A 26376-nucleotide genomic window follows, 5' to 3' on the forward strand; every position below is an offset into this window, starting at 1 on the left:
AGGTGCTACTCCCGGTCGTCCGCGGCTTTGCCGCGCCGGCCGATCATGATGCCGCCGCCGACGAGGACGACGACCACGACGACGCCGAGCACGATCCACAGCACGGTGTTCGAGCCGCCGGCGTCGGCGGCCGCGGTGTCCGAGCCGGCGGGGACGGCGCCGTAGACGCCCCAGTAGCCGGTCTGCTCCAGGATCGAGCCCTGGGGCTGCGGCTGGGTCTGGAAGCCGGAGAACTTGTCGGAGCGGTAGGCCTCGAGGGCGTTGTCGTAGTCGAGCACGACGTTCACGGCCTGGCTGTAGAGGCGGGCCTGGGCCTGCTTGACGTAGCCGGCGCGGGTGGCCGGGTCGGTGTCGGTGAGCTGCTGCTTGTAGAACCCGTCGTAGGCAGGGTCGCAGAAGAACGTGTCGGTGGTGGCGCCCTTGCCCTCGGCGTTGGGCCGCGCGGCGCAGGTGTGCAGCGCGAGCGCGTAGTCCGGGTCGGGGTTGGTGGCGTAGCCGGAGATCGCGAGGTCGTAGTTGCCGGCGGTGGTGCGGTCGTTGAGCTCCTCGTCGGAGACGAGCTCCTGCTTGACCGAGATGCCGATCTGCTGCAGCCAGCCGGCGACGTACTGCGCGGTGCGCTGGTCGAACGCGCGGTTCGCGTGGCCGGTCAGCCGCAGCTCGAGGCGCGCGCCGCCGGGGGCGACGCGGATGCCGTCGGCGCCCTTGCGGTAGCCGGCGTCGTCAAGCGTCTTGTTGGCGGCGGCGAGGTCGAACTTGCGGGCCTCGGCCGGGGTGGGATCCCAGTGGTAGGCGGAGTAGATCGGCGGGATCACGCCTCCGCCGAGCTGGCCGTAGCCGCCCATGACCTTGTCCACGATGGTCTTGGTGTCGATGCTCTGCGCGATCGCCTGGCGCAGCTTGAGGTCCTTCAGCACGGGGTTGCCGTTGCCGATGGGCTTGTTGTCCACGTCCTCGACGCCGAAGTTGATGTTGATCTCGTTGTAGCGGCGCCCGGGTGCCTGGTTGGTGGCGATGTTCGGCTGGCCCTTGAGGGCGTCGAACTGGGTCGGGGTGAGCCGGTTGATCACGTCGACCTCGCCTTGTTTGAGGGCGTTGACGGCGGCCTCGACGTCCTTGAACACGAGCAGCTGCAGTTCGTCGACCTTGGGCGCGCCGCGCCAGTAGGAGGTGTTGGCCTTGAACTTCACGTACTCGTTCTGCTTGTACTCGGTGAGCTGGTACGGGCCGTCGCTGACGCCGACCACGGACAGGTCGTCGGTCTTCGGGTCGTTGAGGTCCTTGATCGGCGCCCAGATGTGCTCGGGCACGATCGGCACGTCGAGCAGGTCCATGGTGGCCTGCACGGCTTTGGTCTTGATGACGAGCGTGGTGTCGTCCGGCGCGGCGACGCTCTGGAAGTTGGCGACGTAGTTGCCGTTCGCGGTGCGCGCGGTCTCGTCGTCGAGCATGCGCTGGAAGGTGAACGCCGCGTCCTTGGCGGTGACGGGCTGCCCGTCGGACCACTTCACGCCCCGGCGGATCTTGAACGTCCAGGTGAGCTTGTCGGGCGAGGTCGTCCACGACTCCGCGAGCGCGGGCGCGGCTTCGGCCTTGTCCGCGCTCGGGATGGTGAGGAACTCGTAGATGAACCGGCCGACCTGCGTCGACGCCGCGAGCGACGCCGTGAACGGGTTCAGGTGGTCGATCCCGGTCGTGAGCGCCACCCGCAGCACCTTCGGCTGCGCCGGCTGCTGTGCCGCGGCGGTTCCCGCCAGCGGCAAAATCGCCATGGTTCCCGCGGCCAGAACCGCGATGGCGCGGTTCACCCCGCGCCGAACGTGCTTGATCCGCACTTGAAGACCACCCCATCGTCTAGCCCCAGAGCCGAAAAGTAACCACATACCAAGGGAAGGGCGCAATATGTTCCGACAACTGTGCGTGTCCGATCGTTATGTGCGGCGTGTCGTCACCGTATGTGAGCTCGGGTGTTCCGCCCGGGCCGGACATGAGGATGACTAGAGTGCCCGCATGCGGATCATGGTCTCGGCGGACATGGAGGGCGCCACGGGCGTCACGTGGACCGACGACGTCGTGCCCGGCACCGAGCCCTGGCAGCGGTTCCGGCGGTTGTTCACCGGTGACGTCAACGCGGTGCTGACGGGGTTGTTCGAAGCCGGCGCGTCCGACGTCCTGGTGAACGAGGCGCACTCGGCGCAGCGGAACCTGTTGCTGGAGGAGCTGGACCCGCGGGCGCGGATGCTCACGGGTCGCCACAAGCCGTTGTCGATGATGCAGGGCATCGATTCCGGTCTGGACGGTGTGGTGTTCCTCGGCTACCACGCGGGCGCCGGGTTCGACGGGGTGCTGTCGCACACGTACCTGGAGAACCAGATCACTGGGGTGTGGCTGGACGACGTGCCCGCGAGCGAGGGCCGGCTCAACGCGGCGCTGGCCGCGGAGTACGGCGTGCCGGTGCTGCTGGTGAGCGGTGACGACCAGGCGTGCGAGGATGCCCGCGACTACGCTCCGGAGGCCGAGCTGGTGGCGGTGAAGGAGTGTGTGAGCCGGTACGCGGCGATCTGCCTGCCGCCGGCACGCACCTCGGAGCTGCTGACCGCGGCGGCGCTGGACTCGTGTGGGCGGGCCGGGCGGGTGGAGCGGCTGCCGGGCCGGCACCGGATCGAGGTGGAGTTCGACGCGAGCCACCTGGCGCAGGCGACGGCCGTGATCCCGACGGTGGAGCAGATCGGCACGCGCCGCGTGGGGTTCGACGCGCCGAGCATGACCGAGGCGATGAAGGCGTTCAAGGTGGTCACGGCCATCGCGGCAGGGGCGGTGCAGGGTATCTATGGCTGACGTGGTCGAGCTCTGCGCCGATCTGATCCGGTTCGACACGACCAACCGCGGCGGCGGGGACTCCGACGGCGAGCGGGAGGCGGCGGAGTACGTCGCGGAATTCCTGGGACGGCACGGGGTTTCGGCGAAGATCGTGGAGTCGGCACCGCGGCGCGCGAACGTGATCGCGCGGATCCCGGGTGCCGATCCGGCGTTGCCGGGGCTGCTGGTGCAGGGGCACCTGGACGTGGTGCCGGCGGACGCGGCGGACTGGTCGGTGCCGCCGTTTTCCGGTGAGGTGCGCGACGGGTTCCTGTGGGGCCGCGGCGCGGTGGACATGAAGGACTTCTGCGCGATGGTGCTGTCCGCCGTCGCGTCGGGGCTGCGGCCGCGCCGGGATCTGGTGCTGGCGTTCGTGGCGGACGAAGAGGACAGGGGCGATTTCGGGGCGCACTGGCTGGTCGAGCGACACCCCGAGCTGTTCGAGGGGTGCGTCGCGGCGATCAGCGAGTCGGGCGGCTACAGCTACCACGTGCCGGCCGCCGACGGGCGCGCCGTGCGGCTGTACCCGGTCGGGACGGCCGAGCGCGGCACCGCCCACATCAAGCTCACGGCACGCGGCCGGGCGGGGCACGGTTCGCGCCCCAATGACGAGAACGCCGTGACCATGCTCGCCGACGCGCTGCACCGGATCGCCGGGTACCGCTGGCCGGTCAGGCTGACCCCAGCCGTGCGGGCGTTCCTGGACCGCACGGGTGCGGCACTGGGTGTGCCCGTGGACCTTTCTTCGGGTGACGCGGTGGATGCGACGGTGGCGCGGCTCGGCCCGGCGGGTTCGCTGGTGGTGCCGACGGTCCGCAACAGCACCACGCCGACGATGCTGTCCGCCGGCTACAAGGTGAACGTGATCCCGTCGACCGCGACGGCCCAGGTGGACGTGCGGGTGCTGCCGGACGCCGAGGACGAGCTGTTCGAGGTCCTCGACTCACTGCTCGGCCCCGGGGTGGCACGCGAGTTCGTGGCGCAGCAGCCACCTGTGCAGGCGCCGGTGGACTCACCGTGGTTCGACGCCATGGCCGCCGCCCTGCGCGGCGAGGACCCCGACGCCGTGGTGGTGCCGTACTGCATGGGCGGCGGCACGGACGCGAAGGCGTTTTCCAAGCTGGGCATGGCGTGTTACGGCTTCGCTCCCCTGTCGCTGCCGGAGGGCTTCCCGTACCGCGCCATGGCGCACGGCGTCGACGAGCGGGTGCCGGTCGACGGGTTGCGGTTCGGGACGCGGGTGCTGAAGCGGTTTCTGGGGTCCTGCTAGGACGCCGGGGGCGACAGCGGGTATGGGCCTGGTGGAACGCCTGGCTGGTCGTTGCGGCTCAGCGTCGGGTGATCAGGCGGTCCACTGGTCGCAGTAGTCGATGTGGAGTTCGCGAGCGTGGGCCAAGACGCCGTCGGCCACGTGCAGCTCTGTGCAGTAGTGCGGGAAGTTCGCGGCTGTGCCCACGCCGGCCCGTGCCTTGCGATGTCGAGGAAGCGGTCGGCGGTCTCTCGGAACACCTTCGCGCTGCCCGTCATGAACAGCGTCTCGGCGTGCAGGTGTTGGGGGAACTTGTCGCGGTTGTCCCGGTAGTGGCGGGCGGCGTGGCCGATGGCCATCTCATCGGCGTGCTCCGCCTCGGGCAGGGTGGCGGCCTGAGGCCGGCCGGGGCCGAGCCGTTGTCGCACTTGTTTCCATCGCGCTGGGGCGAACTGCAAAGAGTGGTGCAGAAGCACCAGGTCGAGCCGGGGCTGGTGGTGCCAGGTGAGTTGCAGGCCGACGGGCGGTTGGCTCGGATCGGTAAGTGGATCAGTAAGCGTGGTGAGCGGGCGGCGAGCAGCCACAGCCCCGGCGATCATGAGGGCGGCGTCCTGGCCGAGGTAGGCGGCCAGGTGCCAGTCGCGGTCGGTGAGCAGCGCGTGCGTCAAGGGCCGGCCGGGCCGGATGACCCTGAACGCGTCGGTTCCGAGACGGGCGTGGTGGATGGTGACAGGCAGCTTCACCGGATCTGTCCAGGAGGCTAGGCGCGCCAGGCGCCCGGCAGGTTCCGCGGGTGCGTGCGGTCGAGTTCCGCCTCGAGGACGGCTTGGCGCTGTTCGGCGGCTTCGGCGTTCGGAAGGCCGAGGCGTTCGGCGATGCGGTCCCAGGACCAGCCGCGGCGGCGGGCCTGGTGGAGGAACTCGGGTTCGGACTGGTCGACGACCCGGCGGCTGATGACGACTTCGCGGCCCCAGGCGTCGAGCACGTCGTCGGGAACTTCGTGGCCCAGCTGGGCGGTCATGAGCAGCGCGGTGAGCACCTCGGTGGGCGGCAGGTCCGGGACGTGCTCGGTGAGCCAGCGTTCGAGAGTCGGGTTCACCTCAGGCCTCCCGGGTGAAGGTGGCCCACCAGCGGCTGCCGTCGCGGACGCGGTCCACGGTGGTGGCCTTGACGCCGTCGCGGGCGAAGGAGTCAAGCTCGGCGCGGTTGAGCGGCCAAGGTGGTCCGGACCAGGTCGCGAGGTCGATGCTTTCCTCGGCGAAGGCGCCGACGACGAGCGTGCCGCCCGGGGCGAGGAAGCCGGCGACGGACGCGATCGCCGCGGCGCGCACGGACTTCGGCATGGACTGCACGGTGAGGATCTCGACGACGACGTCGAAGGCGTGGTGCCATTCGGCGGGCGGGTCGAGCAGGTCGGCGGTGCGGTAGGAGACGCGGGTGTCGGGGAAGCGGTTGAGCACGGCCTTGATCGCGCTGGGCGAGACGTCGAACGCCGAGGTCGCGTAGCCGGCGTCGGCGAGCAGTTCCGCGTCGTCGCCCATGCCGCACCCGACGACGAGCGCGCTGCGGCCGTCGCCGGGGTTCGTCGCCGCCCAGGCCGCGAGCTCGGGACCCGGTTCGCCGCGGTACCACGGCACGACGGCCTCCCCCGCTTCGGCCGCGGCGTACAGGGGTTCGAACCACCCCGTCGGGTCGCCGGCGGCAAGCGCGGTCTCGGCACGGCGGCGCGCGGCGTCGTCGGCCGCCGCCTGGTCGATTGCTTCAGGGGGCATGCTCCTCTTATACCGGCGGCGGCCTTTCGGTGTGCGGGATTTCCGGATGTGCCACCCGGCCGCGCACCGGCGTGAACCCCGGCGCAACCGCGGTGACGGCCCGGCTGCGCGGCTGCGGTTCGCTGATCACCGTGAACCGACTGCCCGACCGTCCGGACCAGCCTGCTCATCCGGCCGGACTTCGCCGGCCGGTGTTTGCTGCCGAACCTGCATGTGGTCGACGACCCGGCGTACCGCGACGCGCCCGCGGACCGGTTGCTCGCGCCGGCGCCGGAGTGGCCGCTGCTGGCGCCGGCGGACCGGACGGCCTCGCGTCGGCGGAGCTGCCGTTGCCGGTGGTCCGAGAGGGCCCGCGCGAGAACGGAAGGCTGCGGGTCGTCGCGAAGCACCTGTGGTCGATCGGGAACACCATCTCGCCGGCCAACATGGATCGGGAGAAGTTCACCTCGTCAGCGGACGAGGACGGGGTGTGCCGCGGGTTCCGACGCGGCGGCGGCCACTGGGCCACTGGGCCACTGCGCGCGAGCCTCGCGCGCAGTGGCGCAAGGCCGGATGCGCCAGCGGGTACGTCCGGCGTTGTCCGTTTCCGGTCAGGTTTGCCCACCGGATCTTGACATCGATGTCACACACGGGTTTCCCTTCCGTAGCGCCGCCGCCGGAAGGGTTCCTGCGCGGGCGCGCCCGACCCGCCCCGACAAGCTGGGAGCAACGATGCCCCGAAGCGCCAGACCCGTCCGCGCCGCGCTGGTCGCGGTCGTGGCGGCGGCCGGACTGGTCGCCGTGCCGGCGACCTCGACCGCCGCGGCGGACGCCCCTCCGCCGGATTTCTCGTCCTCGTTCGAGCCGTCCGATCCGCAGCCGACGTGGCAGGACACCGTTGACACCGATGCCGCGGGGCAGCCACGGACGTCGGGGGTCAACGGCGCGAACGGGGCCACGATCCCGGGTGACATCCGGGGCAAGGTGACCGAGACGAGCGCGAGCAGCGAGAACACCGACGGTGGTGAGGTCTCGGCGAACCTCGTCGACGGCACCACGGACACGAAGTGGCTTTCGTGGGATCCCACGGCGTGGGCGCAGCTGACGTTGTCGGAGCCGGTGGCGATCACGCACTACGCGATCAGCTCGGCCAACGACTTCCCGGGCCGTGACCCACAGGACTGGACGCTGCAGGGGTCGAACGACGCGCAGCAGTGGACGGACCTGGACAAGCAGTCGGGCCAGTCGTTCGACGCGCGGTTCCGGACGAACCAGTACAAGCTGGCGGAGCCGAGCGCGGCCTACCGCTACTACCGGCTCGACGTGACCCGCAACCACGGCGACGACATCCTGCAGATGTCGGAGCTGCTGCTGGCCAACGACGACGCCCCGCCACCGCCGTTGCCGAACATGCGCAGCTTCGTCGACGCCGGGCCCACCAGCGGGTACACGAACAAGAACCGCGTGGGTTTCACCGGCAAGAAGGCCTTCCGCTACGCGGGGACGCAGACCGCAGCCGGGCATGGGTACTCCTACAACAAGGTGTTCGACGTGAACCTGCCGGTGGTCCCGACCACCGAGCTGTCTTACAAGGTGCAGCCGCAGTTCACGGGCAACGACCTGAAGTACCCGAGCACGAACGCGGCGATCGACCTGGCCTTCACCGACGGCACGTACCTGTCGGGGCTGGGCGCGACGGACCAGTACGGGTTCCCGCTCTCGCCCCAGGGCCAGGGTGCGAGCAAGGTGCTGTACGCGAACCAGTGGAACCTGGTGCGTTCGGCGGTCGGCACGGTCGCGGCGGGCAAGACGATCGACCGGATCCTCGTCGGCTACGACAACCCGAACGGGCCGGGCGCGTTCCAGGGCTGGCTCGATGACGTGAAGATCTCGGCGACGCCGACGCCGCCGGTGAGCCAGCGGCCGAGCGACAACGTGCTGACCACGCGCGGCACGATGGCCAACGGCACGTTTTCGCGCGGCAACAACTTCCCGGCGACGGCGCTGCCGCACGGGTTCAACTTCTGGACGCCGGTGACGGCGGCCGGTTCGTCGGACTGGCTGTACAACTACCACTCGCAGAACAACGCGGACAACCGCCCGCAGCTGCAGGCGTTCTCGGTGAGCCACGAGCCGAGCCCGTGGATGGGTGACCGGCAGACCTTCCAGGTGATGCCGTCGGCCGCGGCCGGGGTGCCGGACGCGAACCGGGACACGCGGGCGCTGGCGTTCTCCCACGACAACGAGGTCGCTCGGGCGCACTACTACGGCGTGACGTTCGACAACGGGATCAAGACCGAGATCGCGCCGACCGACCACGCGGCCGTCATGCGGTTCTCCTTCCCGGGCAACGACTCGAGCCTGATCTTCGACAACGTCAACAACTCCGGCGGGCTCACGCTCGACCCGGCCACGGGCACGCTGACGGGATACTCCGACCAGAAGAGCGGCCTGTCGGCGGGTGCGGGGCGGATGTTCGTCTACGCGAGCTTCGACAAGCCGGTGACCGCCGGGGCGAAGCTGACCGGCCAGGGCCGCGACAACGTCACCGGCTACCTGCGGTTCGCCGCGGGCGCGGACAAGACGGTGACGATGCGGATTGCGACGTCGCTGATCAGCGTGGAGCAGGCGAAGAAGAACCTCGAGCAGGAGATCGCCCCGACGGCCACGTTCGACTCCGTGCGCGACGCCGCGCAGCAGGCGTGGGACAAGCAGCTGCGGGTGATCGAGGTGCAGGGCGCGTCGAAGGACCAGCTGGAGACGCTGTACTCGAACCTCTACCGCCTGTTCCTGTACCCGAATGAGGCGTTCGAGAACACCGGCACACCGCAGGCCCCGGTGTACAAGTACGCCAGCCCGGTGGCGGCGAAGACGGGTGCGGACACCGCGACGCAGACGGGGTCGAAGGTCGTCGACGGCCAGATCTACGTCAACAACGGGTTCTGGGACACCTACCGCACCACGTGGCCGGCGTATTCGCTGCTGACGCCGGACATGGCCGGGAAGATGGTCGACGGGTTCGTGCAGCAGTATCGCGACTCGGGCTGGATCGCGCGCTGGTCCTCCCCCGGTTACGCGGACCTGATGACGGGCACGAGCTCCGACGTCGCGTTCGCCGACGCCTACCTCAAGGGCGTGACGAACTTCGACGTGAAGTCGGCCTACGACGCGGCGTTGAAGAACGCCACGGTCACGCCGCCGAACTCGGCGGTCGGGCGCAAGGGCCTGGATCAGGGCGTCTTCCTCGGCTACACGCCCAACACCGCCAGCGAGGGCTTCTCGTGGGCGATCGAGAGCTACGTGAACGACTTCGGCACCGCGAACCTGTCGAAGAAGCTCTACGACGAGGCGCCGGCGAGCGACCCGCGCAAGGCGGAGTACCTGGAGAACTACCAGTACTTCACCAGCCGGGCGCAGCAGTACGTGAACCTGTTCGACCCGAGTGTCGGATTCTTCCAGGGCAAGGACGCGAACGGGAAGTTCACCAAGACGCCAGACCAGTACGACCCGCGGGCGTGGGGCGGGGACTACACCGAGACCGACGGCTGGGGCATGGCTTTCACCGTGCCGCAGGACGGTCAGGGCCTGGCGAACCTCTACGGCGGCAAGGCCGGGCTGGCGAACAAGCTGGACCAGTTCTTCGCCGACCAGGAGACCGCGACGATGACCGGTTCGTACGGCACCGTCATCCACGAGATGCGCGAGGCGCGGGACGTGCGGATGGGCCAGTACGGCGGCTCCAACCAGCCGTCGCACCACCTGCTCTACATGTACGACTACGCCGGTCAGCCCTCCAAGACGCAGGCCAAGGTGCGTGAGGCGCTCTCGCGGCTCTACACGGGCAGCGAGCTGGGCCAGGGCTACGCGGGCGACGAGGACAACGGCGAGATGTCCGCGTGGTACGTGTTCGGCGCGCTCGGTTTCTACCCGTTGCAGATGGGCAGCCCGAACTACGCGATCGGGTCGCCGCTGTTCACCAAGGCGACGCTGCACCTGCCGGGTGGTGACGTGGTGATCAACGCGCCGAAGAACTCGGCGAAGAACGTCTACGTGCAGGGCCTGAAGATCAACGGCAAGGCCTGGACGTCGACGTCGCTGCCGCAGGACGTGCTCTCCCACGGGGCGACGCTCGACTTCGACATGGGCCCGAACCCCTCGGCCTGGGGCACGGGTGCCAACGACGCGCCGAAGTCGATCACCACGGGCGACGCGGTGCCGACGCCGCTGCACGACGAGACCGGCGCCGGCAAGGGCACGCTGTCCACTTCGGACGGTTCGAACGCGGCGGCGCTCATCGACAACTCCTCGCGCACCGAGGCGAAGGTGACCGGCGCCGTGACCTACCAGCTGAACTCGACGGACGAGGCGGTCACGCACTACACGCTGACCTCGCCGAAGGGCGCGGGTGATCCGAAGAGCTGGAAACTGGAGGGTTCCTACGACGGGAAGACGTGGGCGGTCGCGGACCAGCAGACCGGCCAGACGTTCCCATGGCGGCAGCAGACGCGGGCGTTCGCGGTGGCCGATCCGGCGCACTACGCCTACTACCGGCTCACGGTGACCGACAGCACCGGTGGTCCGGCGTCGCTGGCGGAGTTCGAGCTGCTGGGCCGGCCGGACGCGTCGTGCACGAAGACGCTGACGGGGGCGCAGAAGGGTCCGCTGACGGTGTCGAGCGGCACCGTGTGCCTCGACGACGCGACGGTGTCCGGCCCCGTGACCGTGTCCGCCGGTGCGGCGCTGGTGGTGCGGGGCGGGTCGATCTCGGGTCCGCTCGCGACGACGGGCGCGGCGCAGGTCGTGCTGAACCGCACGAAGGTGACGGGTCCCGTGGCGATCACGGGCACGACCGGGGCCGTCTCGGTCGAGCTGACCGACATCGGCGGCCCGGCGACCTTCACGGGCAACCACGGGCCGGTGCTGGCCGGAAGCACCGTGGGCGGGCCGCTGGCCTGCACGGGCAACACACCCGCGCCGACCGACCACGACCTCGCCAACACCGTCCGCGGCCCGGCCGCCGGCCAGTGCGCGAAGCTGTAGCCGGCTGACCCGACCCCAATGCGGCGTCGGTTGCGTTGAGCGCACCGAACGCCACATTGGGGCGGTTCGGCCAGGGCGAGCGGCGTTGCCGGGTGCCCGGGCGTGCGAGCGGCTACCGTGTGCGCGTGAGCAGCGCCGGGTTCTTCTCATCGTTCGAGGCGGGTGACCCGCAGCCGGTCGCCTCCGGTGTCCGCGTCGACAGCGGGCCCGACCGATCCCCCACCGCGAAGACGGGCGTGGGGTTCACCGGCGTGCGCGCGCTGCGCTACAGCGGAGTGGCGCGGGCGGTGCTGTTCGAGACCGACGTCGAGGTCACCGCCCACAGTGCACTGTCCTACGTGGTCTTCCCGGCTTCGGACGCGGCGATCCCGTCCTACCGCAGCACGTTCGTCGCGCTGGAGGTGGAGTTCGACGACGGCAGCAGCGCCGGGTTCTCCGCCACCCAGCAGGGGCACGCGAAAACGCTGCTGGTGGACCAGTGGAACCTCGTGCGCCGCCCACTGGGCGCGTTCGCCGGGCGCCGCGTGCGGCGGATCGTGCTGCTCACCGACGCGCCGGGCGGCCGCGACGTCAAGGGCTGGCTCGACGACGTGCGGATCGGCGAGCACCACCCGCGCACCGGCGACCCGGTCGACCACGTCCGCACCACGCGGGGCACACACTCCGGGTTCGACTTCTCCCGAGGCAACACGTTCCCGGCCACGGCCGTGCCACACGGCTTCAACTTCTGGACCCCGGTCACCGACGCCCGGGCGCTCGACTGGTTCTACTCCTACCACCGGCACAACACGGCGGCGAACGAGCCGGCACTGCAGGCGTTCGCGGTGAGCCACCAGCCGAGCCCCTGGATGGGCGACCGCCACACCTTCCACCTCATGCCCGGCACCGGTCCCGTCGAAACCGACCGCCGCCGCCGCGCGCTGACGTTCTCCCACGACGACGAGACCGATCGGCCGCACCACTACGGCGTGCGGTTCGGCAACGGGGTCACAGCGGAGATCGCCCCGACCGACCACGCGGCGATGTTCCGCTTCACCTTCCCCGACGGCGCCGGCTGGGTGGTCTTCGACAACGCCCGCAACCGCGGCGGCCTGCGCGTGCACCCGTCGACCGGGGTGGTCACCGGGCACACGTGGGTGCGCAGCCGCCTGTCCACGGGCGCGCGGCGGATGTTCGTCCACGCCCAGGCCGACGTGCCCGCCTCCGGCGGAGGTCGCGGCCCGTTCTGGCGCCGGGTGACCGGGCACCTGGAGTTCGCCGCGCCGGAGGTGACGCTGCGGATCGCGACGTCGCTGATCAGCCTCGCGCAGGCGCGGCGCAACCTGGAACTGGAGATCCCGGCCGGCACCACGTTCGACGAGGTCCGCGACCGGGCGCGGGAGCAGTGGCAGGACGTGCTGGGCCGCGTCGAGCTGGAGGGCGCGAGCGAGGACGAGCTCGCCACGTTCTACTCGAACCTCTACCGGCTCTACCTCTACCCGAACCGCGCGCACGAGAACACTCCCGACGGCATCCGCCATGCCAGCCCCGTCGTCCGCGGCCGCGGGTTCAGCACCGGCAAGCGCACCGGCGCGAAAATCGTCGACGGCGAGCTGTACGTCAACAACGGCTTCTGGGACACCTACCGCACCACCTGGCCCGCGTACGCGCTGCTCACCCCCGAACGCTGCGGCCGGATGATCGACGGGTTCGTGCAGCAGTACCGCGAAGGCGGCTGGATCGCCCGCTGGTCCTCCCCCGGCTACGCCGACCTCATGACCGGCACCAGCTCCGACGTCGCCTTCGCCGACGCCTACCTCAAAGGCGTGCGCAACTTCGACGTCGAGTCCGCCTACGACGCCGCCCTGAAAAACGCGACCGTCGCCCCGCCGCGCGCCGGCGTGGGCCGCAAAGGCCTCGACACCTCACCGTTCCTCGGCTACACACGGACCTCGACGCGCGAAGGCCTGTCCTGGGCGCTGGAAGGCTGCCTCAACGACTACGGCCTCGCCAACCTCGCCGACGCGCTCGCCCGCGAAAGCGAAGGCCCCCGCGCGCGCCGCCGCGCCGACAACGCCGCTTACCTGCGCCAACGCGCCCAGCACTACGTGCACCACTTCGACCCGCGCATCGGCTTCTTCCAGGGCCGCACCCCGGACGGCGGCCGCCACTTCCCCGCGCGGGGCTACGACCCCGAGGCGTGGGGCGGCGACTTCGTGGAGACCAACGCGTGGAACACCGCGTTCTCCGTGCCTCACGACGGGCCCGGCCTCGCCGCGCTGCACGGCGGCCGCGCCGGCCTCGAAGCCAAGCTCGACACGTTTTTCACGACCCCCGAGACCGGCCGCACACCCGGCTCCTACGGCGGCCTCATCCACGAGATGACCGAGGCCCGCGACGTGCGCATGGGCCAGTACGGCCACTCCAACCAGCCCTCGCACCACATCCCCTGGATCTACGCCTTCGCCGGCGCGCCCGCCAAGCTGCAGCGCACCGTCCGCGAGGTCCTGCGCCGCCTCTACCTCGGCAGCGAGCTCGGCCAGGGCTACCCGGGCGACGAGGACAACGGGGAGATGTCCGCGTGGTACGTCTTCGCCGCGCTCGGCCTCTACCCCCTCACGGTCGGCAGCGCGCGGTACGTCGTGTGCGCGCCGCTGTTCCGCCAGGCAACCCTGCACCTGGAGAACGGCCATGACCTCGTGATCCGCGCACCCGGCGCCGCGACCGCCGCCGACCTGGAGGACACGGCGGACACGCCCTACGTCCACGGGCTCACCATCGACGGCCGACCCCACCACTCGGCAACCCTGTCCCACGCCGTGCTCGCCCGCGGCGCCGTGCTGGAGTTCGACGTCCGCGCAGAACCCGGCACGTGGGGCACCGAACCCGTCACGCCGGTCAAGCCCGCCCCGCTGACCGACCTCGTCGGCACCGCCTACAGCCCCGACGGTCCCGCCGCGCTCCTCGTCGACGACACCAGCCGCACCGAAGCCACCTTCGCCACCCGCACGCCCCTGATCGAGTTCTCCGTGCACGGCAGCCCTCGCGAAGTCACGATGTACACGCTCACTTCGGGCAGCCGCGACGGCGACCCGACCGCCTGGGTACTGGAAGGCTCCGCCGACGGCCGCCGCTGGCACGTGCTCGACCGCCGCAGCGACGAGCTGTTCCGCTGGCGCCGCCAGATCCGCCCGTTCGTCCTCGACAGCCCCGCGTCCTGCGAGCACTACCGTCTGCGTGTCACGGCGGCGAACCGCCGTCGCGTCACCCTCGCCCAGTGGGAGCTGCTCGCCCGATGATCGCCGATCTGCGCGACGCCACCCTCGACCGGCTGGCGGCAGCCGATCCCGGCCTCGTCCGCCTGCGGCTGGCCGGCTCCGCCGTGCTGGGCATCATCATCGCCATCCTCGTCCTGCAGCCCCTGCACTTCGCGCTCACCACGTCACTGGTCGCCGCCATCGCCGCGATGATGAGCGCGTTCACCGTCAATGACCCCACCAGCGGCGGCCAAGCCGTGACACTGTGCCTCGCGGCCGTCGTTGGCGCCTGCTCCATCACCCTGGCCACCATCGGCGCCGCCTACCCACCGCTCGACAGCATCATCTTCGTGCTGCTGATCTTCGTCGCGGTGTACGTCCAGCGCTTCGGCCCCCGCGGCACCGCCCTGGGCTCCATGGCGTTCTTCCTGTTCTTCTTCCCCATGTTCCTGCAAGCCCACCTGGCCCAGGCCCCGCAGCTGCTCATCGCCATGGCCACCGGCGTCGCCGCCAACGCCCTCGTGCGCCTCGTCGTGCTGCGCCGCAACGCCGAAACCGAGTTCATCCGCATCCGCCGCGCCTTCCGCGCCCGCGTCGCCGCCGCCGTGCGCGCCACCGAGGCCTACATCGCCTCCGCCGGCAGCGACCGCAGCAACCGCCAGATCCGCACCGCCCTGGCCCGCCTCCACGAATCCGTCCTGCTCATCGAGGACAACGCCCCCGACGTCGTCGACGACCGCAACGCCGACCTCCTGCGCCGTCGCGCCATCGAGGTCGAGCTCGCCGTGCAGTGGCTCACGATTACCGTGCAACGCACCTGCTCCCACCCACTCACCCCCAGCGTCGCCGACGACCTCGTCGCCCGGCTGGCGAAGTTCCGGTCACTGATGGCACGCGACCCGCGCGAACTGCCGCTGATCAGCCAGACCGGCGAATACAGCCGCATGCTCGTGGAAGGCAGCCGCATCGACGAGAAAGCCCACCCCGGCGACGGCGTCCGCCGCGCCATCGCCGAGCTCGCCGTCGCCGACGACCGCGCCCAGCGCGTCGCCGGCCAAGAGGCCACAGTGGACTACTCCCTCGACGAAGACGACGACGACGAACCCACCAAAGCGTTCGCCTACGACAACCAGACCCGCAGCGCCATCCAAGCCGTGATCGGCGGCGGGCTCGCCGTGGCCGCCGGCCAGCTCATCTCCCACCAACGCTGGTACTGGGCCGTCCTCACCGTCTTCGTGGTCTTCGTCGGCACCTCCAGCGCCGGCGCCCGCTTTGTCAAAGGCGTCCGCCGCACCGGCGGCACCCTCATCGGCATCGTCGGCGGCGTCGCCCTCGCGCTGCTCGTCAGCGGCAACACCATCGCGATCCTGGCCCTGATCATGGTCTGCGTCTTCGGCATGGTCTACATGTCCCGCGTCTCGCAGTTCCTCATGGCCTTCTTCGTCACCAGCATGCTCGGCCTGCTCTACAGCCTGCTCGGCACCTTCAGCATCGAAGTCCTCTGGATCCGCGTCGCCGAAACCGCCGTCGGCGCCGCCGCCGGCCTGCTCGCCGCCGTGGTCATCGTCCCCGTCCGCACCCGCTCGGTGATGCTCGACGACATCGCCACCGTGCTCGACGAACTGCACGAGTTCGTCGAATCTGCCGACACCCTGCTCTCCGGCCGCGACAACGTGAACATCATCGAGATGTCGCGCGACCTCGACCGAGCCGTCGAACAGGTCCGCAAGACCATCGAACCCCTCACCCACCCCATCAACCTCCGCAGCGCACGGCGCGACTACGGCTGGCACGTGCTCACCACACTGGAAACCATCGCCTTCCGCGCCCGCCACGTAGCCGCCCGCGCCCAGCCGGGCCAGCTCGACGGGCCGGTCGCCGACCGCCTCGACCTCTTCGCCGGCCGCGTGCTCGCCAACATCGACCTCGTCGGCGACGCCGTCCGCCACCCCAACACCACACCCACGGACAAGCTCGTCCGCGACGACGGCACCCCCGTCGTCGACCGCATCGACGACTCCGAAACCCGCGCCGTCGTCTCCAGCTTCAGCCACCTCGACGAAGGCGTCATCGCACTGGGCCGCGTGTTCAACGTCGACGCGACCCAGCCCGCACCGGCTGGCGCTAACCAGCCTTCGTGAGCAGCTCCATGTTGTGCCCGTCCGGATCGTCGAAGTAGAACCCGCGCCCGCCGAACATCCCGTTGATCCCCCTCGTGCGGTGCATCGGATCGGCGTAGATCGTTGTCCCCGACGCCGTGAGGCGCTCGAGCGCAGCGTCGAACTCCGCGTCGCTCACCAGGAACGCGTAGTGCTGCGCGGCGACCGCGTCCGACTCGCCCACCTGCGCAAAATCCAGTGACACCCCGTTGCCCAGCACCACCGGCAGGAACGGCGCGGTCTCCGCACCCACGCTCAACCCCAGCACACCCGCGAGGAACTCCGCCGACGCGGCCCGGTCCCGCGCCCAGACGATCGTGTGGTTCAGCTCGGCCATCACGCACCCCCGCGCGCGAACGCCGGCGGCGCACCGATCGGACTCAGGTGCATCCCCGCCAGCAACCACCGGCCGTCCTCGCGCACCAGCACGTGCGTCGACCGGAACTGCCCGTCCACCGCGTTGCCGCGGTGCGTCGCCTCCTGCTCGTGCACGCCCACCGCGATCGCCGAGTCACCGTGCTCGCGCACCTCGACGTCGCGCCAGTCCAGCCGGCGCGTAACCAGCCCGCCGCCTTCGTAGCGCTGCAGCCACTGGTCGCGGTTCAGCACGAAACCCAGCGGGCCGACCAGTGTGAAGTCACCCGTGGTCATCCCCGCCAGCGTCGTGGTGTCCCCGGCCGTCTCGGCCGCGACCCAGCGTTTCCCCAAGTCGGTGATCTCTTCGGTGGTGCCCATGATCCCTCCCGTGGTCAGTGGAGCAGCTCGACGTGGCAGACGTTAGAACTCTAATCGTTAGATGTCAAACGCTTAGCCGTCGATCAATCTCCGCTACAGTGCACCCGTGCCCCGACCAACCACCGCCCCCATCGGCGTCGTCCTCGCCCGCACCGCCAAAGCCGCGGGACAAGCCTTCGACCAGGCCCTCGCCGCCGTCGGCGGCTCCCAACCGGTCTGGCAGATCCTCATCGCCCTCAAAACCCACCACCACACCAGCCAACGCGAGCTCGCCGACGCCGTCGGCATCCGAGGGGCCACCCTCACCCACCACCTCAACGGCATGGAAACCGCCGGCCTGCTCACCCGCACCCGCGACCCCGAAAACCGCCGGGTCCACCACGTCGAACTCACCGAGTACGGCGAGACCACCTTCCACCGCCTCGCCGAAGCCGCCGTCGCCCACGACAACCGCATGCGCACCGGCCTCACCGACCACGAAATCGCGACGCTGGCCACACTCCTGGGCCGCCTCGCCGCCAACGTCACGACACCCGCCGGAGAGTGACTGGACGCACCCGAACGAACGCACCCGCGAGTACTAGAGTCGCGGTACTAGCCAAAGTCGTCTCAAGCTGGAGAACCCGCTATGACCCAAGCCCCTGTCAACGTCACCGTCACCGGTGCGGCCGGCCAGATCGGCTACGCGCTGCTCTTCCGCATCGCGTCCGGTCAGCTCCTCGGCCCGGACACCCCGGTGAAGCTGCGGCTCCTCGAGATCCCGCAGGCGGTCAAGGCGGCTGAGGGCACCGCGATGGAGCTCGACGACGGCGCCTTCCCGCTCCTGTCCGGGATCGACATCTTCGACGACCCCAAGCAGGCGTTCTCCGGCACCAACATCGCCCTGCTCGTCGGCGCCCGCCCCCGCACCAAGGGCATGGAGCGCGGCGACCTGCTCGAGGCCAACGGCGGCATTTTCAAGCCCCAAGGCGAAGCCATCAACGCCGGCGCGGCCGACGACATCCGCGTCCTCGTGGTGGGCAACCCGGCCAACACCAACGCCCTCATCGCCAAGTCCCACGCGCCCGACGTCCCGGCCGACCGCTTCACCGCGATGACCCGCCTCGACCACAACCGCGCCCTCGCGCAGCTGTCGAAGAAGCTCGACGTTCCGGTCTCGGACATCAAGCGCCTGGCCATCTGGGGCAACCACTCGGCCACTCAGTACCCGATGATCACCCACGGCACCGTCGGCGGCAAGAACCTCGCCGAAGCCGTCAACGACCAGACCTGGGTCGAAGAGACCTTCATCCCCACCGTCGCCAAGCGTGGCGCGGCCATCATCGAGGCCCGCGGTCTCTCCTCCGCCGCCTCCGCCGCGTCGGCCGCCATCGACCACGTCTACACCTGGGTCAACGGCACCGACGAAGGCGACTGGACCTCCGCCGCGGTCGTCTCCGACGGCTCCTACGGCGTCCCCGAAGGCCTCATCTCGTCCTTCCCGGTCACCGCCAAGGACGGCAAGTACGAGATCGTGCAGGGCCTCGAGATCGACGACTTCTCCCGCGCCCGCATCGACGCCACCGTCGGCGAGCTCGTCGAGGAGCGCGACGCGGTGCAGAAGCTCGGCCTCATCTGAGTTGAGAAGTGCTTCTTCTGAGGGCCGCCCCGGATCCGTCCGGGGCGGCCCTCGCCTCATCCACCTCAACGGCCCGTCGGGCATCGGCAAGTCCACCGTCGCCCGGCTCTACGCCGACCGCCACCCCGGCGTGCTCGACCTCGACACCGACCACGTCGTCTCCCTCATCGGCGGCTGGCGTGACGACTTCTTCGCCACCCTGCCCGTCGCGCGCCGCCTGGCCGTCACCATGGCGGAAACCCATCTGCGGTCCGGGTTCTCCGTCGTGATGCCCCAGCTGGCGACACACCTGAAAGAGGTATCCGGCTTCGAGGCCGCCGCGCGTGCCGCAGGTGCCCCGTACGTCGAGATCGTGCTGACGGCGGCGAAGCCCCACGCGTTCGACCGCTACTCGTCCCGCTCCAGCGACAGCGGACCAGCCCGCGACATCGACGAGATCATCGCCCGGGCCGGCGGGCTGAAGCTGATCGACCGTGTCCACGACCACCTCGCCGCGTACCTGCGGCAACGTCCCAAGTGCACTGTGGTCGGCACGGAAAGCCTTGACGTGGAACAAACCTACGACGCCGTGGTCGAGATCCTCTCCCGTCTTTAGCGTTTTTTGTGGTGAGCTACGGACTTGGACGAGATCTGATTTTTGTCCTGTGGCCCACCGTATAGGTCGTTATACATTTTTTAAGTGGCCGTCTACAGCGGGCTTGGCGCGATCGGTCAGGATCGGTCTGTGAGCGATTCGGGAAAGCCGAACAGGCGGACCAGAGCATCGTCGTGGAACGCCACGACTCGAGAGACCCCGGTGGCGGTCGCGTCCAGCACCACGATGCCTCTCCCCCGGAACACGCCGGCTTCGTCCCGGCGGTACTCGACGGCGGCGGGCTGGCCGTTCGCTGTGGTGGCGAGCATTCGCCAGTCCCCCGGCTCGCCCAGCACGTCCGTGGCGAGCATGCGCAGGCAGTTCACCAGCCCGGCCTGCCATTCGCGGAAGGGGGTCGCCTCCAGCGTCGCGTCCGTGCGCAGCACCTGCTCCAGGAGACGGGCATCCGAGCGTTCGAAGGCCGCGACGTAACCGTCGAGCAGAGCCCGCGCCCGCGGGTCGGCGGGGTCGAGCAGCCGCTCCGGCTGTGGTTCCAGCTCCCCCAGCCGAGCGCGGGCCCGCTGCAGTCCGCTCTTCACTGCCGCCGTGGTGGTACCGAGCAGCTGTGCGGTTTCGGCGGCGGAGAACGCGAGTACCTCGCGTAGGATGAGGATCGCGCGCTGGCGCGCGGGCAGGTGCTGCAGGCTCGCGATGAGCGCCAGGCGCACCGATTCGCGCGACACCACCGACGTGGCCGGGTCGTCGTCGGCCGGGGCCCGCCACCGGTCCGGCCACGGTTGCAGCCATGAGACCTCACCTGGCGCGACGGGGTCGGCCGGGCGTTCGGATCCGTCCTGAGGACCGCCGAGGCCCGAGGGCAGCATCCGGATCTTGCGCGGCTCCACCGCGGTCAGGCAGACGTTGGTGGCGATCTTGTAGAGCCAGGACCGGATCGACGCGCGGCCCTCGAACCCGGCGTAGGACCGCCAGGCCCGCAGGTAGGTTTCCTGCACCAGGTCCTCGGCGTCGTGGGCCGAGCCGACCATGCGGTAGCAGTGCGCCAGCAGTTCCCGGCGGAACGGCTCGGTTTCGGCGGCGAACCGGTCTCGATCCGCCGGCTTCCGAACTTGGGTCGTCATGCGGGGAGTCCGGGTCGCGGCCCGAGGTTGGCCGTGGATTGGCTGGTGACCATGCCCTGCTCCTCGTCCTTACCGATCCCGCGGATCGGGACCGTCGCCCACTATGACCCCGTAAGCGGCGGGAAGGAATCGAACCGCAGGTCAGCGCGGTGTCAGGGCAGCAGAGCGAGCTTGCCGACGGTCCCCCTCGACTCCAGCGCGGCGAGGGCTTCCGGGCCGTCGGCCAAGTCGTGGACGACCGGGCGCTCGGGCGGGAGGACACCGGCGGCGACGAGGACCGACAGCTCGCTCATGACCTCACCGAAGACCCGCGGCGCCGCCTGGCTCAGCGTCCCGAGGTTGAGACCGATGACGTGGACCTGGTGGCGGTACACCAGGTCCCAGTTGGTGATCGCGGCTTCGCCGCCCGCCAGGCCGTAGACGACGACCCGGCCGGTGACCGGCTTGGCCGAGGCCAGCGCGGCCGCGAAGGCGGCTCCGCCGGCCGACTCCAGCACCAGATCCGCACCGGCACCACCGGTCAGCCGCCGGACTTCGGCGGCGAGATCGGCGTCCAGGGAGTCCAGGACGTGATCGGCGCCGAGCGCCCGCACGGTTTCGTGCTTGGCCGGGGACGCGGCGGCGATGACCGTCGCGCCGTAATGTTTGGCCATCCGCACCGCGGCCTGGCCGGTCGCGCCGGCGGCGGCGTGGACCACCACCGTTTCCCCCGGGGTCAGCCGGCCCAGCGGGTTGAGCGCGGCGAGCGCGGCCGCGCGGTTCACGACCAGACCCAGCGCCTGCTCGGCTGTCCAGCCGGCCGGCACGGGCATCGCCGCGGCCGCGGGCAGCACCGCGTACTCGGCGAACGCCCCGGACCCGACGCCGACGACCGCGGTTCCCAGGCCCGGGTCATTGACCTGCGCGCCCAGCGCGACCACTTCGCCCACGGCCTCGAAACCCGCCAGGTAGGGCGGCCGCGGGCCGCCTCCGAACACCCCACGGGCCTGCGAGAGGTCGGCGAAGTTGATTCCGGCGGCCCGGACCCTGATCAGCACTTCACCCCGGCCGGGAGCCGGTACCGGCGCGTCGGTGATCAACCGCAGGTCTCGCGGCCCCTCGAGCGAGGTCTGCTCCAGGGCGCGCATGGTGGTGGGAACACTCACGGCGATCAGCTCTCTTCTCGGCTTGCCGAATCCGGCCGGCTCGGGTCGAGCCGCACCGTCGAAGAGTGAGACCTCGCACCGAGCCTCAAGGAATCGGCGGCGATCGAGGTGATCTTCCGCGCGGATCGTCCTCAGAGGACTGAGCGGATGGCCTCCACGACAGCGTCCTCGTGCTCGACGTGCATCGTCTGGTGGGCCGCACCGTCGAGTACGCGGTGCTCACCTCGGCGCGGCACCGAGGCGGCGATCGACGCGTGCAGGGCCTTGATTCCCGCGAGCATCGACCCCATCAGCTCGGGAGAGGCGAACTGCGCCCAGTACGGGTTGGCCCCGAGTGCACTCAGCACCACCAGTGGTACGTCCGGCAGCCCGCCCCCGGCTCTGACCTGGTCGTACACCTCGGTTTCGAAGTTCTGCGTCTCCAGGATCGCCGTGCGCCATTCCCTGAGGTGCTTGTCCGCCAACGCGTCCCGGACACTGTCGGGCCAGTTCGCGTACAGGCCCAGCAATGCGTCGCGCGAAGCGTCCAGCTGCGCCGGAGTCGGCTCAGGCAGGGCGGCCGGGTCGGGTTTGAGGCTCTCGTTCAGCTCGGCGGCCTCCTTCGGCAGGAACTGCAGGATGTCCTCGTGGCCTGGGTCGAGGAACACCAAGCCGGCGAGGTCCCCGGGGAAGCGCTGCGCGTAGCGGCGGGCGTACAGCGCCCCGAGCGAATGCCCGGCCAGCACGTATGGACCGGGTACGCCCGCGGCCGCCAGCAGGGCCCGCAGCTCGTCCGCGACCTCGTCCGGCGTGCGCGGCAGTTCGTCCGCGTCGCTCCAGCCCGTGCCGGCCCGGTCGTACACGACGCTCGTGGTGAACTCCGCGATGCGCCGCTGCACGTTCAGGAAGTCGTACGCCATCAGGCCTGCGCCGGGCAGGAACACCACCGCCGGGCCACCGGCACCGGAGCGGTGCAGCAGCAGCCGGCGCCCCGCGACGTCGTAGTGCTCGCCCAGTGGTGCCGCGTCGACCGTCATCCCCGAACCTCCCGTCATGGGCCCCCAGCGGCCCACCGTTCTCAATATTGCGAACGGTAGCAAATGTGCGAACATAACGGCGTGGACAATCTGGAACTCCTGGTGCACCCGGTGCGGCTGCGCGTGGTGCACGCGCTCTCCGGCGGGCGGCCCATGACCACCACTGAACTGGCCGAGCGGATCCACGACGTGTCGAAGGCGACCCTGTACCGCCACGTCGGCCTGCTCGCCGAAGCCGGCATCCTCGAAGTGGCCGAGGAACAACGCGTCCGCGGCGCCGTCGAGCGCAGCTACCGGCTGCGGCGGGACCGCGCGGTGGTCGACGCGGACGCGGCAGCCTCGGCGACGCTCGACGACCACCGCAAGGTGTTCGCGACCGCGATGACGACGTTGATCGCCGAGTTCACCGCGTACCTGGACCGGGCCGGCGCGAACCCGGTCGAGGACCTGGTGGGTTACCGCCAGCACTCGATCTGGCTGAGCCGCGAAGAGCTCGCCGACTTGATCAGCGATCTCCGCGAGGTACTCCTCCCCCGGCTGCGTCACGAGCCCGCCCCCGGCCGGCGCCAGCACCTCCTCAGCCCGATCTTGTTCCCTCTTGAGTGATAGTCGTCAGCCTGATGCCCGGCCGTATAGGTCGTTATACAGTCCACAAGAGACAGCAGTGGGGCCGACCGAGGACGGCCGGCCCCACCCGAAGAACGATCAGGCCCCCGCGAGACCCCGGCGCTCCAGCAGCGGCTGGATCTCCGGCTGGCGACCGCGGAAGTTCGCGAACGCCTCCATCGGGTCCACGCTCCCCCCGCGGCCCAGCAGTGTCGAGCGGAAGTGGTCGCCGTTCTCCCGCTTGAGGCCACCGTTCTCACGGAACCACTGCACAGTGTCGGCGTCGAGGACCTCGCTCCAGATGTAGGAGTAGTAGCCCGCGCTGTAGCCGCCGCCGAAGACGTGGTTGAAGTACGTGGTGCGGTAGCGCGGCGGGACGCTTTCCAGGGCCACGCCGGCCTTCTCCAGCGCGTCGGCCTCGAACCGCTGCACGTCGTCGACGCGGTCGTCCACGCCGAGGCGGTGCCAGGCGAGGTCGAGCAGCGACGCGGCGAGGTACTCGGTCGTCTTGAAACCCTCGCCGTACTGCTGCGCGGCTTCCAGCTTCGCGACCTGTTCGGCGGGCAGCGGCTCCCCCGTGACGTGGTGCTTGGCGTAGTTGGCCAGTACCTCGGGCCACAGCATCCACATCTCGTTGACCTGCGACGGGTACTCCACGAAGTCCCGCGGCACGTTCGGGCCGGAGAACGTCGGGTACACGACACCGGAAAGCAGCCCATGCAACGCGTGGCCGAACTCGTGGAACACGGTGGTCACCTCGTCGAGCGTCAGCAGGGTCGGCTCCCCCGCCGGCGGCTTCGCTACGTTGAGCACGTTGACCACCACGGACTTCCGCCCGAGCAGGTCCGACTGGCTCACGAAGTTGTTCATCCACGCGCCGCCGCGCTTGGAGTCACGGGTGTAGTAATCCACGAGGAACAGGCCCATGCCGCTGTCGTCGGCGTCGAAGACCTCGAAGGTCCGCACCTCCGGGTGGTACTTCGGCAGGTCGTCGCGCTCGGTGAAGGTCAGGCCGTACAGGCGGTTCGCGGCGAAGAACACGCCGTCGGTCAGCACACGGTTGAGCTCGAAGTACGGGCGCAACGCCGCGGTGTCCACCTCGTAGCGCTCGCGGCGCACCTTCTCGGCGTAGAACGCCCAGTCCCACGGCTTCAGCGTCGCACCGGGGACGTCCGCCTCGAGGTGCCGCTGCAGCTCGGCCGCCTCGGCGCGGGCATTGGCCACGGCGACGGGCGCCAGCCGCTCCAGCAGGCCCGAGGCCGCGTCGGCGGTCTTGGCCGTCTCGTCGGAGATCACGTACGAAGCGTGGTCCGGGTAGCCCAGCAGCGCCGCACGTTCGGCGCGCAGCCGGACGATCTCGGCGGCGACGGAGTTGTTGTCGTACTCGTTGCCCCGGTTGCCCCGCGAGACCGAGGCCGTGAAGACGCGCTCGCGCACCTCGCGGTTCTCCAGCGACTCCAGGGCGGCCTGCGCGGTCGGCAGCGTGAGGTTCAGGACGAACTTGCCCTCTTCGCCGCGAGCAGCGGCCGCCTCGGCGGCGGTGGCGATCGCGCCCTCGTCGAGGCCGGCCAGGTCGGCGACGTCGTCGAGGACCACGGCGAGCTCGTTGGTGTCGCGCAGCAGGTTCTGCTGGAACTTCGTCTGCAGGGTCGAGAGCTGCTCGTTGAGCTTGCGCAGCTTCTCCTGTTCAGTCTCGGGCAGCCCGGCACCGGCGCGGCTGAAGTCGGTGTGGCGGCGCTCCAGCAGGCGCAGCGACTCGGGGTCGAGGCCGAGGCTCTCGCGGCGTTCGTACAGCGCGCTGATCCGCGCGAACAGCCGCGGGTTCAGGTGGATCGCGTCGGAGTGCGCGGCCAGCTTCGGGGCCAGCTCGGCCTGGATCTCCTGGATCTCGTCGGTCGAGTCGGAACCGGAGACGTTGAAGAACGTGCCGGACGCCCGCTCCAGCAGCTCCCCCGCCCGCTCCAGCGCGGCGATCGTGTTCTCGAACGTCGGCTCCGCCGGATTCGACGCGATCTCGTGGATTTCCGCGGCGTGGGCGGTCAGGCCCTCTTCGAACGCGGGCCGGTAGTGCTCGACCTTGATCTGGTCGAACGGCGGCAAGGCGTAGGGCAGCTCACTCGGGGTGGCGAACGGGTTGTCCGGCGAAATCATCGGGTTGTGCTCCTGGTTCTTCACGTGCTTTCCCGCGCTGATCCCGCCCACCCTACGGGTTTCCCGGCCCTGGTCGAGCCGCTTTTCGCCGAGGGCGTGTCCGCCGGGCTCAGCGCCCGGTGCTGCCCCCGACCACCGCGTCGCTGTCGCCCGCCTTCTTGCCGCGGCCGGTTTTCTTCTTCGGCGGCCGGGGCACGATGCCCTTGAGGTCGCCGCCGTTCTCGTTCACGCGCAGCACGAACGGCCGCGTCTCGGTGTAGCGGACCACCGACACCGACGCCGGGTCGACCACGATGCGCTGGAACGCGTCGAGGTGCTGGCCCAGGGCGTCGGCCAGCACAGCCTTGATCACGTCGCCGTGGCTGCAGGCGATCCACACGGCGTGGTCGCCGTGCTCGGCGGCGATGCGGGCGTCGTGCGCGCGGATCGCGGCCACCGCGCGGGCCTGCATCGCGGCCAGGCCCTCACCGCCGGGGAACACGGCCGCCGAGGGGTGGGACTGGACCACCCGCCACAACGGCTCCTTGACCAGCGTCTTCAGCTCGCGACCGGTCCACTCGCCGTAGTCCACTTCGGACAGGCGCGGCTCCACCGTCTTGTCCAGCCCCAGCGCGGCCACCAGCGGCGTCACCGTCTGCTTGCAACGCAGCATCGGCGACACCACCAGCTCGGCGACCGGCACGCCGGCCAGCCGCTCCACCAGCTTCTCGGCCTGTGCGCGGCCGGTGTCGTCGAGACCGACCTTCGGCGTGCGCCCCGCCAGGACGCCGGACCCGTTCGCGGTGGACTTCCCGTGCCGCAGCAAGATGACCGTACTCACAACCGCAACCCTAGCTGGGTCTTTGGGCTCGACTCCGCCGAGGCGTGGGTGATCGCCTTTGAGCCGGCGATGCGGGGATGTGAGGTGGGTTACATCGGTTCGGATCAGCCGAATGACGTCCACGCAGAGCGGGGGACCTTCGTGCGGGTCCTCGGCGTCGGGCGCGAACCTCGGCGGAGAGCGGGGACTTGCCGGTGGTCCGGCGCCCGCGCTGCCGTGGCCGGGTTACCCGGACGTGCGCATGGCGCGGCCGACCGGCGTGGCGGGCCGCGCCATCG

At 70.3% G+C, this 26376-nt stretch carries 20 protein-coding genes; 10 read left to right on the forward strand and 10 right to left on the reverse strand.

The annotated features are described in order from the left end of the window. Positions 1-5: 5 nt before the first annotated feature. A complete protein-coding gene (locus AB0F91_RS19090; protein WP_360599213.1) occupies positions 6-1772 on the reverse strand; it encodes an ABC transporter substrate-binding protein in 1767 nt (588 codons plus the stop codon). A 238-nt stretch (positions 1773-2010) separates the two neighbouring features. Here AB0F91_RS19090 and AB0F91_RS19095 point away from each other — a divergent pair, with 238 nt between their 5' ends. The 3 genes from AB0F91_RS19095 (at position 2011) to AB0F91_RS19105 (ending at position 4872) form a co-directional block, all read left to right on the forward strand. Continuing rightward, complete coding sequence (locus AB0F91_RS19095) at positions 2011-2838, forward strand: M55 family metallopeptidase (protein WP_360598866.1); 828 nt, start codon at positions 2011-2013, stop codon at positions 2836-2838. Beyond that, positions 2831-4129, forward strand: a complete 1299-nt coding sequence (locus AB0F91_RS19100) for a M20/M25/M40 family metallo-hydrolase (protein ID WP_360598867.1) — start codon at positions 2831-2833, stop codon at positions 4127-4129. The genes AB0F91_RS19095 and AB0F91_RS19100 overlap by 8 nt, the downstream gene beginning before the upstream one ends. Positions 4130-4401: 272 nt before the next feature. Continuing rightward, positions 4402-4872, forward strand: coding sequence for a hypothetical protein (locus AB0F91_RS19105; RefSeq protein WP_360598868.1), 471 nt, complete (start codon positions 4402-4404; stop codon positions 4870-4872). On the opposite strand, the gene AB0F91_RS19110 is transcribed toward AB0F91_RS19105, so the two are convergent. Together AB0F91_RS19110 and AB0F91_RS19115 are read right to left on the reverse strand one after the other, a co-directional pair. Then, positions 4869-5207, reverse strand: coding sequence for a hypothetical protein (locus AB0F91_RS19110; protein WP_360598869.1), 339 nt, complete (start codon positions 5205-5207; stop codon positions 4869-4871). The genes AB0F91_RS19105 and AB0F91_RS19110 overlap by 4 nt on opposite strands. A 1-nt stretch (position 5208) precedes the next feature. Next, positions 5209-5880, reverse strand: coding sequence for a class I SAM-dependent methyltransferase (locus AB0F91_RS19115; protein ID WP_360598870.1), 672 nt, complete (start codon positions 5878-5880; stop codon positions 5209-5211). A 711-nt stretch (positions 5881-6591) separates the two neighbouring features. Between AB0F91_RS19115 and AB0F91_RS19120 the strand changes: the two genes are divergently transcribed. The 3 genes from AB0F91_RS19120 (at position 6592) to AB0F91_RS19130 (ending at position 16276) form a co-directional block, all read left to right on the forward strand. Further along, positions 6592-10899 carry a GH92 family glycosyl hydrolase gene (locus AB0F91_RS19120; RefSeq protein WP_360598871.1) on the forward strand — a complete coding sequence of 1436 codons (4308 nt, stop codon included), beginning with the start codon at positions 6592-6594 and terminating at the stop codon, positions 10897-10899. 125 nt (positions 10900-11024) lie between these two features. Then, complete coding sequence (locus AB0F91_RS19125; protein WP_360598872.1) at positions 11025-14177, forward strand: GH92 family glycosyl hydrolase; 3153 nt, start codon at positions 11025-11027, stop codon at positions 14175-14177. Then, positions 14174-16276, forward strand: a complete 2103-nt coding sequence (locus AB0F91_RS19130; protein WP_360598873.1) for an FUSC family protein — start codon at positions 14174-14176, stop codon at positions 16274-16276. The genes AB0F91_RS19125 and AB0F91_RS19130 overlap by 4 nt, the downstream gene beginning before the upstream one ends. Here the strand turns inward: AB0F91_RS19130 and AB0F91_RS19135 are convergent. Then, positions 16260-16631 carry a VOC family protein gene (locus AB0F91_RS19135; protein ID WP_360598874.1) on the reverse strand — a complete coding sequence of 124 codons (372 nt, stop codon included), beginning with the start codon at positions 16629-16631 and terminating at the stop codon, positions 16260-16262. The two genes, AB0F91_RS19130 and AB0F91_RS19135, sit on opposite strands and share 17 nt — an antisense overlap. Continuing rightward, positions 16631-17029 carry a nuclear transport factor 2 family protein gene (locus AB0F91_RS19140; protein WP_360598875.1) on the reverse strand — a complete coding sequence of 133 codons (399 nt, stop codon included), beginning with the start codon at positions 17027-17029 and terminating at the stop codon, positions 16631-16633. The genes AB0F91_RS19135 and AB0F91_RS19140 overlap by 1 nt, the downstream gene beginning before the upstream one ends. Positions 17030-17135: 106 nt before the next feature. Between AB0F91_RS19140 and AB0F91_RS19145 the strand changes: the two genes are divergently transcribed. The 3 genes from AB0F91_RS19145 to AB0F91_RS19155 all read left to right on the forward strand — a co-directional run bounded on the left by AB0F91_RS19145 (position 17136) and on the right by AB0F91_RS19155 (position 19242). Then, entirely contained in the window at positions 17136-17576 is a 441-nt protein-coding gene (locus AB0F91_RS19145) for a MarR family winged helix-turn-helix transcriptional regulator (RefSeq protein WP_360598876.1), read from the forward strand. 81 nt (positions 17577-17657) lie between these two features. After that, a complete protein-coding gene (locus AB0F91_RS19150; protein ID WP_360598877.1) occupies positions 17658-18647 on the forward strand; it encodes a malate dehydrogenase in 990 nt (329 codons plus the stop codon). A gap of 1 nt (position 18648) precedes the next feature. Further along, positions 18649-19242, forward strand: coding sequence for an AAA family ATPase (locus AB0F91_RS19155; protein ID WP_360598878.1), 594 nt, complete (start codon positions 18649-18651; stop codon positions 19240-19242). A 116-nt stretch (positions 19243-19358) separates the two neighbouring features. On the opposite strand, the gene AB0F91_RS19160 is transcribed toward AB0F91_RS19155, so the two are convergent. The 3 genes from AB0F91_RS19160 to AB0F91_RS19170 all read right to left on the reverse strand — a co-directional run bounded on the left by AB0F91_RS19160 (position 19359) and on the right by AB0F91_RS19170 (position 22521). After that, complete coding sequence (locus AB0F91_RS19160; RefSeq protein ID WP_360598879.1) at positions 19359-20360, reverse strand: sigma-70 family RNA polymerase sigma factor; 1002 nt, start codon at positions 20358-20360, stop codon at positions 19359-19361. A gap of 152 nt (positions 20361-20512) precedes the next feature. Next, positions 20513-21505 carry a zinc-binding dehydrogenase gene (locus AB0F91_RS19165; protein ID WP_360598880.1) on the reverse strand — a complete coding sequence of 331 codons (993 nt, stop codon included), beginning with the start codon at positions 21503-21505 and terminating at the stop codon, positions 20513-20515. A gap of 131 nt (positions 21506-21636) precedes the next feature. Next, a complete protein-coding gene (locus AB0F91_RS19170; protein ID WP_360598881.1) occupies positions 21637-22521 on the reverse strand; it encodes an alpha/beta hydrolase in 885 nt (294 codons plus the stop codon). 81 nt (positions 22522-22602) lie between these two features. On the opposite strand from AB0F91_RS19170, the gene AB0F91_RS19175 reads away from it, so the two are divergent. Beyond that, positions 22603-23127: a helix-turn-helix domain-containing protein gene (locus AB0F91_RS19175; RefSeq protein ID WP_360598882.1), complete on the forward strand. Its 525-nt coding sequence runs from the start codon at positions 22603-22605 to the stop codon at positions 23125-23127. Positions 23128-23226: 99 nt separating this feature from the next. Here the strand turns inward: AB0F91_RS19175 and AB0F91_RS19180 are convergent, their stop codons facing one another. After that, positions 23227-25278 (reverse strand): M3 family metallopeptidase, encoded by a 2052-nt coding sequence (locus AB0F91_RS19180; protein ID WP_360599215.1) that lies wholly within the window; start codon positions 25276-25278, stop codon positions 23227-23229. A gap of 109 nt (positions 25279-25387) precedes the next feature. Then, entirely contained in the window at positions 25388-26098 is a 711-nt protein-coding gene (locus AB0F91_RS19185; protein ID WP_360598883.1) for a histidine phosphatase family protein, read from the reverse strand. Positions 26099-26376 lie beyond the last annotated feature (278 nt).

The sequence above is a fragment of the Amycolatopsis sp. NPDC023774 genome (assembly GCF_040639695.1).
Classification (GTDB): domain Bacteria; phylum Actinomycetota; class Actinomycetes; order Mycobacteriales; family Pseudonocardiaceae; genus Amycolatopsis.

Bases quoted from the DNA above. Each gene is read 5' to 3' on its own strand.
- AB0F91_RS19100 (WP_360598867.1), top strand. From the start codon at position 2,831: ATGGCTGACGTGGTCGAGCTCTGCGCCGATCTGATCCGGTTCGACACG.
- AB0F91_RS19160 (WP_360598879.1), bottom strand. From the start codon at position 20,360: ATGACGACCCAAGTTCGGAAGCCGGCGGATCGAGACCGGTTCGCCGCC.
- AB0F91_RS19115 (WP_360598870.1), bottom strand. From the start codon at position 5,880: ATGCCCCCTGAAGCAATCGACCAGGCGGCGGCCGACGACGCCGCGCGC.
- AB0F91_RS19140 (WP_360598875.1), bottom strand. From the start codon at position 17,029: ATGGGCACCACCGAAGAGATCACCGACTTGGGGAAACGCTGGGTCGCG.
- AB0F91_RS19150 (WP_360598877.1), top strand. From the start codon at position 17,658: ATGACCCAAGCCCCTGTCAACGTCACCGTCACCGGTGCGGCCGGCCAG.
- AB0F91_RS19120 (WP_360598871.1), top strand. From the start codon at position 6,592: ATGCCCCGAAGCGCCAGACCCGTCCGCGCCGCGCTGGTCGCGGTCGTG.
- AB0F91_RS19095 (WP_360598866.1), top strand. From the start codon at position 2,011: ATGCGGATCATGGTCTCGGCGGACATGGAGGGCGCCACGGGCGTCACG.
- AB0F91_RS19090 (WP_360599213.1), bottom strand. From the start codon at position 1,772: ATGGCGATTTTGCCGCTGGCGGGAACCGCCGCGGCACAGCAGCCGGCG.
- AB0F91_RS19130 (WP_360598873.1), top strand. From the start codon at position 14,174: ATGATCGCCGATCTGCGCGACGCCACCCTCGACCGGCTGGCGGCAGCC.
- AB0F91_RS19170 (WP_360598881.1), bottom strand. From the start codon at position 22,521: ATGACGGTCGACGCGGCACCACTGGGCGAGCACTACGACGTCGCGGGG.
- AB0F91_RS19180 (WP_360599215.1), bottom strand. From the start codon at position 25,278: ATGATTTCGCCGGACAACCCGTTCGCCACCCCGAGTGAGCTGCCCTAC.
- AB0F91_RS19135 (WP_360598874.1), bottom strand. From the start codon at position 16,631: ATGGCCGAGCTGAACCACACGATCGTCTGGGCGCGGGACCGGGCCGCG.